General features: G+C 59.3%; 5 protein-coding genes and 2 pseudogenes. 2 read left to right on the top strand and 5 right to left on the bottom strand.

Annotation, left to right across the window (positions count from 1 at the left end):
• Positions 1-137 precede the first annotated feature (137 nt).
• Together IPN92_20585 and IPN92_20580 are read left to right on the top strand one after the other, a co-directional pair.
• Positions 138-1669, top strand: a pseudogene (locus IPN92_20585) (acyl-CoA carboxylase subunit beta).
• An 11-nt stretch (positions 1670-1680) separates the two neighbouring features.
• Positions 1681-3639 (top strand): annotated as a pseudogene (locus IPN92_20580) (acetyl/propionyl/methylcrotonyl-CoA carboxylase subunit alpha).
• A 182-nt stretch (positions 3640-3821) separates the two neighbouring features.
• Here the strand turns inward: IPN92_20580 and IPN92_20575 are convergent.
• From IPN92_20575 to IPN92_20555, 5 genes are all read right to left on the bottom strand, one after another.
• On the bottom strand, positions 3822-4289 hold the full coding sequence (locus IPN92_20575; protein ID MBK8640561.1) for a hemerythrin family protein: 468 nt from the start codon (positions 4287-4289) through the stop codon (positions 3822-3824).
• 138 nt (positions 4290-4427) lie between these two features.
• Positions 4428-4808, bottom strand: coding sequence for a hypothetical protein (locus tag IPN92_20570; protein ID MBK8640560.1), 381 nt, complete (start codon positions 4806-4808; stop codon positions 4428-4430).
• A gap of 23 nt (positions 4809-4831) precedes the next feature.
• Positions 4832-5890, bottom strand: coding sequence for an ADP-ribosylglycohydrolase family protein (locus IPN92_20565; GenBank protein MBK8640559.1), 1059 nt, complete (start codon positions 5888-5890; stop codon positions 4832-4834).
• Positions 5891-6037: 147 nt separating this feature from the next.
• Positions 6038-6694 carry a thiopurine S-methyltransferase gene (locus tag IPN92_20560; protein ID MBK8640558.1) on the bottom strand — a complete coding sequence of 219 codons (657 nt, stop codon included), beginning with the start codon at positions 6692-6694 and terminating at the stop codon, positions 6038-6040.
• A 5-nt stretch (positions 6695-6699) separates the two neighbouring features.
• Positions 6700-7434 carry a 4'-phosphopantetheinyl transferase superfamily protein gene (locus IPN92_20555; GenBank protein MBK8640557.1) on the bottom strand — a complete coding sequence of 245 codons (735 nt, stop codon included), beginning with the start codon at positions 7432-7434 and terminating at the stop codon, positions 6700-6702.
• Positions 7435-7500: the final 66 nt, after the last annotated feature.

Here is a 7500-nt window from a genome sequence, read left to right as displayed (position 1 = left end):
CATCAACTCATCAAACCTTGACTACGCCTTCCCGCTTTTTCGTCTGGTTTGTCCTGTCACCAGGACGAACCTTCCAGCTCCCACCGCCGCCGGTTCGCTGGCGGCGCCCGATATCCGTAAGGAGAGAGCGTTCATGCATGACATTATTCACCATTGGAACAAAAACGCGCCGCCGCCCGGCGGGTGGCAGGCAGCGCCGCATCGACGCGCAGCACAAGCGCGGCAAGCTCAGCGCCCGCGAAGCGCATCGAAGTCCTGCTCGACCCGGTAGGTTTTGAAGAATGGGATATGTTCGTTGAAGCATCCCGCCTGCACTGATTTCGGCATGGCCGACACCCAGCACGCCGGTGATGGCGTTGTGACCGGCTGCGGCACGATCAGTGGCCGGCTCGTGTTCATATTCAGCCAGGACTTCACCGTATTTGGCGGCTCTCTGTCCGAAGCACACGCTGAAAAGATGTGCAAAATCATGGATCACGCCATCAAGGTCGGCGCACCGGTGATCGGCCTGAATGACTCCGGCGGCGCTCGCATCCAGGAAGGCGTGGACTCGCTGGCTGGTTACGCCAGCGTCTTTCCAGCGCAATGTCATGGCGTCAGGCGTGATTCCGCAATTTCCGTGATCATGGGGCCATGCGCTGGCGGCGCGGTGTATTCGCCGGCAATGACCGACTTCATCTTCATGGTCGGGACACGTCTTATATGTTCGTGACCGGGCCGGAAGTGGTGAAGACCGTCACCCATGAAGAAGTCACCGCTGAAGAACTCGGTGGAGCCATAGCTCACTCCACCAAATCCGGGGTATGCGACCGGGCATTTGAAAACGACATCGAAGCTTTGCTGATGCTGCGGCGGTTTATCAACTTCCTGCCGCCGAATAATAAGGAAAAGCCTCCGCACCGACCCACGCCCGATCCTGCCGATCGGGAAGATTTTTCGCTCGACACCCTGATCCCCGATAATCCCAACAAGCCCTACGACATGAAGGAACTGATCCTGAAGGTCGTGGACGACGTGGATTTCTTCGAGGTGCAGCCGGAAAACGCCAAGAACATCATCACCGGCTTCGCCCGGATGGACGGCTGGCCGGTCGGCATCGTCGCCAATCAGCCGATGGTGCTGGCCGGTTGTCTGGACATCAAGTCCTCGATCAAGGCCGCCCGCTTCGTGCGGTTTTGCGACGCCTTCAACATCCCGATCATCACTCTGGTTGACGTGCCCGGCTTTATGCCCGGCACCGCCCAGGAATACGGCGGCATCATTAAGCACGGCGCCAAACTGCTCTACGCCTACGCGGAATGCACCGTTCCCAAGGTCACGCTCATCACCCGCAAGGCCTACGGCGGCGCTTATGACGTGATGAGTTCCAAGCACCTGCGCGGCGATGTCAATTTCGCCTGGCCGACCGCTGAAATCGCGGTGATGGGCGCCGAAGGGCGCGGTGGAAATCATCTTCCGGCAGGACATCGGCGACGCCGCCAAGATTGCCGATCGCACCGAGGAATATCGCAAGAAATTCGCCAATCCATTCATTGCCGGTCATCGCGGGTTTATTGACGACGTGATCATGCCCCACGGCACCCGCCAGCGCATCTGCCGCTCCCTGGCGATGCTGCGGGACAAAGAACTCGAAAATCCGTGGCGTAAGCACGGCAACATTCCGCTGTAAGGGGGAGGCGCATGTTCAAGAAAATTTTGATTGCGAACCGTGGCGAAATTGCCTGCCGCGTGATTAAAACCGCCCGCAAGATGGGCATCAAGACCGTCGCCGTCTATTCCGAGGCGGACCGGGACGCGCTGCATGTGGAAATGGCTGATGAAGCGGTATTGATCGGCCCGCCGCCGACCGCCCAAAGCTATCTGGTGATGGAGCGCATTATCCAGGCCTGTAAGGACACGGGAGCCGAAGCGGTGCATCCCGGCTACGGTTTCCTGTCCGAACGCGCCGCGTTCTGCGAGGCGCTGGAAAAGGAAGGGATCGCGTTCATCGGCCCAAGGTGAAAGCCATCAACGCGATGGGCGACAAAATCACCTCCAAGAAACTGGCCAAGGAAGCCGGGGTCAGCACCGTGCCCGGCTACACCGAAGTGATCAAGGACGCCAAAGAGGCGGTCGAGATTGCGGCGGGCATCGGTTATCCGGTGATGATCAAGGCCAGCGCCGGCGGCGGCGGCAAGGGCATGCGGGTCGCCTGGAACGATGCCGAATGTCTTGATGGTTTTGAACGCTCCAGCAACGAAGCCCGTTCCTCGTTCGGCGATGATCGCGTCTTCATCGAAGCATCGAAGAACCGCGCCACATCGAAATTCAGGTGATGGGCGACAGCTTCGGCAATATTGTCTATCTGGGCGAGCGCGAATGCTCGCTGCAACGCCGTCATCAGAAGGTGATCGAAGAAGCGCCGTCCCCGTTCCTGGATGAAATCACCCGGCGGGCGATGGGCGAACAGGCGGTGGCGCTGGCCCGGGCGGTGGGTCGGGTTCATCGTCGATTCCAAGCGCAACTTCTATTTCCTGGAGATGAACACCCGCTTGCAGGTGGAGCATCCGGTCACCGGTACATCACCGGGCTGGATTTGGTGGAGCTGATGATCCGGGTTGCGGCGGGCGAGACGCTGCCACTTCACCCAGGGGATGTCAAGCTGAAGGTTGGGCGATTGAATCGCGGGTTTATGCGGAAGACCCGTTCCGCAATTTCCTGCCCTCGATTGGCCGGCTGGTCAAGTACCTGCCGCCGAAGGAAAGCGAAGTGGTGCGGGTCGACACTGGCGTCTACGAAGGCGGCGAAGTGTCGATGTATTACGACCCGATGATCGCCAAGCTGATCACTTATGGCTCGACCCGCGACCGGGCCATCGCCCACATGCGGGACGCCTTGAATGAGTTTTTCATTCGCGGCGTGGCGCACAACATCAGCTTCCTGGCGGCGCTGATGGTGCATACCCGGTTCATGACCGGGCGGATCAGCACCAACATGATCGCCGAAGAGTACCCGCACGGCTTCCACGCCGCCGACGTGCCGCATGACGATCCGGCGTTGTTGATCTCGGTAGCGGCCTTCATTCATCGCCGCTATATGGACCGCGCCGCACGCACCAGCGGCCAATTGCTTGGCCACGAGCGCAAGGTCAAAACTGACTGGGTGGTATTGATGGGTGGTCAGCAGTACCCGACCCATGTCGAACCCGCCGTCGGCGGTTACGATGTAGCGTACATGGGCGAGACCTATCAGGTCCGCAGCAACTGGCAATTCGGACAACCGCTGTTCAAGGGAACATTGAACGGCGCCGAGATTTGCATCCAGGTCGAGCGCCGCGACATGATCTACCGGTTGTTCCACTGGGGATCGCAGGCTGACGTCATGGTGTTGTCGCCCACAGTGGCGGCGCTACAGGTGCTGATGCCCGAAAAAGCCGCTGCAGATATGTCCAAGTATCTGCTGTCGCCGATGCCGGGCCTGTTGACCAAGGTCGCGGTGCAAATCGGTCAGGAGGTCAAGGCCGGCGAAGAGTTGGCGGTGATTGAAGCGATGAAGATGGAAAACGTGTTGCGAGCCGATCACGACGCCAAGGTCGCCAAGATTATGGCGACTCCGGGCGACAGTCTGGCGGTCGATCAGGCGATCATCGAGTTCGAATGAGCCACTGACAGCGAACCGGCAGTCTTGCCGGTTCGCTGTTCAACTGCCGTATCTCCAGCCGGGCCCCCTGCGTCGTTTAGCAACCGGGCCATCATGTTGCCGTAGCCCGGTTCGCTCTCAAGATCGGAGGCTGTTGAAAATCGTGCGCAAGGCGGCGAAGGCCGGTGCCAGCGGTCACGGGTTCAGGAACCGCTCAATGAACCCCACAGCTTTTTTACCCAGGAGGCCTTGGCCAATTCCGGCCTGATGCCCTGCCCCAGAAAATACGGAACATAGTACTTGTCGGTTTCCATGATGTGCTTGGTCAGCCAGACCTTGAGAAAATGCGCCAGCTCAAAACTGATCGAAATCTTGCCCGACGCCAGCTTGGCGCGAAAACCGTTGAGCTGATCAATCAGTTTGTCGTGTTCTATTTTATGCCGCTCATATTCCGGGTAGTGCATGATCCGCATCAGACTCTCTTCGACCGCGAAGTGAATCCTGGTGTATTCGCCTAATCTTTCAAGGATTTTCGTGGTGATCTCCGCCCCATGCCGCTGCTGGATCGCCTCATGAATCTGGTTGAGCAAATCTACCAGCACCTTGTGCTGAAGGTCGATTTCCTCGATACCCACGCTCAGCTCATTGGACCATTCGATAAAGTTGGCCATGACCGGGATGTCCTCACTGGGTTGTGCCTATCGGGCAAAACGAGTTAACCTGCCAATAATTACACATATAACAAGGGTATTATACGCTCCAATGTTGCTTTGCAGCAGTGTTCGGCAAAGACCAGACGGCTAACGAACCTACTTCGCCACGAAATCCAGATAGCCGCGCCGGCCATTCTGTTTGTTCCAGTGATGGGCCGATTTCAAAATCCGCTTCAGGCACTGGAGGATCTCGTCGACCGTGAGCGGGTTAACTCTGATCTCATTGTTCGGGCCTGGCTCGATGCCCAGCCGCCAGTCGCACATCGCCTTCATCCGGTCGAAGGTCACGGTTTCCAGCGCCTCCAAAGCAAACCGTTTGGGCGGTCTGCCGATTTTTTGCGCGACGTAGTGATCGATCAGCGCCTCCAAGGCCCGCATCGCCGTGTGATCGACCATTTGCGGATGGTCGCGATAGACTGAGACAATACTAAATTCGATGTTCTGCAGCACATCTTCATAATGTTCTTCAAATTGCATCGAAAACCTCCTCCGGAAACAAGTCAGTACGGCGGCAACAATCGCCGGAAACCGTGCAGCAGCACAATCAGCAAAAACAGCAAATTTCGTAGCGGAATAGCCGGCCAAAAGTAGCGCACTGGCGCGGCGGGCTGACCGATAGCGATCACCATCGCCAATCGGGTCCCCAGAGTGCGCAGCAACGGCAACGAGCGCGGCCAATCGGCTACGCCCGCCCGCCAGTCCGCTGGAATGCCGTCCTCTCCGTCCATCGCGCCCGCCAGCGCCGCGACAATAGCGCCGACAGTGTCCGTATCCCCACCGCAGTCCAGCACCGCCGTCAGCGTTGCCCGGAAGTCGCCGCTCTGCTGGAACCAAGCATAAACGACCACTGGAACCGTATGGTAGATGTAACCGGTCACACCCTTGGCCAGTCCCAGCCGTTCCGCCAGTGCTGAGACCGACGCTCCATCCCGCGCTGCCTGGGCAATCATGTCCACCAAATCTTGCCAGCCGTGATCCTCTGGGCCGCACTGGCGCAGCAGCGCCAGAAAGTCATTGAGCGGAGGTGGCCCGGTCAACCGTTCCCGCACGATCCAGGCGGCCAGTTCAGCGATGGCCGTTGCGCCAATCAGCGCTTTCGGATCGGTGTGCGTCATGCGGGTCGAGGCGGCGACATAGGCAGCCCGCCGTTCGGCGTCGTGGGCAAAGAACGCCCCGATGATCGCCACCCGCATGGCCGGACCGTTGCCTGCGGAATACACCCCGCTGTAGCTCGGCGGAAATCCCAGCCAAAGCTTGCCAATCGCCCGCAAGGTCGCAAAACCAATCCCGGCGGGTAACGACAGCAGCCAGCCCCGCAAACACCAGCCTAACCGGCGAGCGAAACGCTCCGGCGAATCGGGATGGCGTAGCAGGCATTGCGCGACAAAAATCGTATGTTCGGTATCGTCGCTGATCATGCCGCGTCCAAAAATCAGCCGATGCCGCCAGCGACTTCGGTACAAACGCTGGATCCGGCGGCGGGACAATCCTTCCGCTGGCAACCCCAGCGCATCGCCGACTGCGGTCCCGATCAGCAGGCCGCGCAATCGCGAAGGCAACTGAGCGACAGGGGCTTCAGAACCTTGTGATGGATTTTTCAATGCGTCGATCCCTATTAACACGGATCAGTTTTCAATGAACGCCTGGGGGTTTTCACCCCGGCTTTGCGCTCCGGTTCAGCACAACCGGGATTTTCCATGTCGGGATCAGCGCCGGGTCAACCGGTAGACCTTCTCCAGCAACCAGGTGAGGCCACGCTCCCGCCAGCGTGACTCCTCCGCCAGCGCATTGCGGGTGTAGAGCAATTCCACGGTATGCGTCGGCTCATACAGCGCCCGAACTTCCGTTTCACTCACCGCAAAAGGCGGTCCGGCCAATACCGTCTGATCGTATTCCATGGTCACCAGCAACAGGCGACTCGCGCAAGGCGACACCGAACCCAGTTTGTCGGCATAACGCACGCGCAGGGCTGGCGGCAGTGCAATCAGCGAAGCCCGATCATAAATCCCGACGCAATCGGTGAGATGGTGCGGCTCCAGACTGAAAAAATCCCCGAGCAGAATCCGGATTTCATCCGCCTCCCAATATTCGAAAGAGCCTTCCCGCCACCGATGCGGCGATAACCGGTTTTCTGCAAAAAACGCCTCAACGGCAATTGGACTGATTTCCACGCCAGTCACTGGATAACCCTCGCCCGCCAGCCACAACAAATCGCAACTCTTGCCGCAGAGTGGGACAAAGACCCGCTGACCGGGCGGCAATTGCAACTGGGTCCAGAATTGCTGGAGGTGAACATTGATGTGCTGCTGGTGAAAGCCGATCTCGGCCCGTTCCCAGCGTTCATGCCAGAATGAGGGTTCCATACGCTTCAGTCGCTCCGGTTTGGGTATAAATTTGGCTCAATGGGAGAAAGGAACTGATAGCGCCAGTCCGCACCCGCTGCCGCCACCGCCCCGATCCAGCCCGGTTCCAACAGCAGATTCATCAAGCTCCATTCCCGACCCGATGGATCGCGCATCCTGGTCCGGCCATGCGGCGGTTCCCCATCCTGAAAGCAGACCTCCAAGGTTCGCCATTCACTGGCAAAACCGGCGCCGAGCGCTTTAGCGATGGCTTCCTTGCGGGTCCAGCAAGCGAAAAAGGCATTCTGACGCTGCGCTGGCGGCACGGACTGAAACGCCGCCCACTCCCGCGCCCCGCAAACCCGGTGGATGATCGCTGCATCATCCACCGGCCGATCGGTCTTTTCCAGATCAACGCCCACCTCACGGCGAGCGACTGCATACAGCGGCCGATGACCGGTATGCGCCAGATTAAAGGGCAGTCCGGCTGCGGCCTCTTCACCCGCCAACTGCGGCTTGCCATGCGAACCCTGGCTAAACCGCAGCGCCGCCGCCGGCCGGTTCAAATACCCGCCGAGCAATTCCCGCAGCAAGCCACGCCCGGCGATAAACCGCGCCTGATGTTCGGGAAAGCGGAACCGCGCCGCCCGTTCCTGTTCATCCGCAGTTAAGGTCGCCGCCAATTCCAGCAACGATGTTGGTGGCTGATCAATATCCGCCAGCCACACATGAATTTCGTCCGCCGTCAGAATCTGACTCATTGCTCATCCCTCACCACCCGCCGCCGATACAGCGCCGCCGGCGCATTAACCTTGCTAACCCATTAA

The organism is Chromatiaceae bacterium (assembly GCA_016714645.1).
Classification (GTDB): domain Bacteria; phylum Pseudomonadota; class Gammaproteobacteria; order Chromatiales; family Chromatiaceae; genus M0108.
Note: the sequence above shows the minus strand (reverse complement) of the source record. Positions and strands in the feature narration are given on the sequence as shown.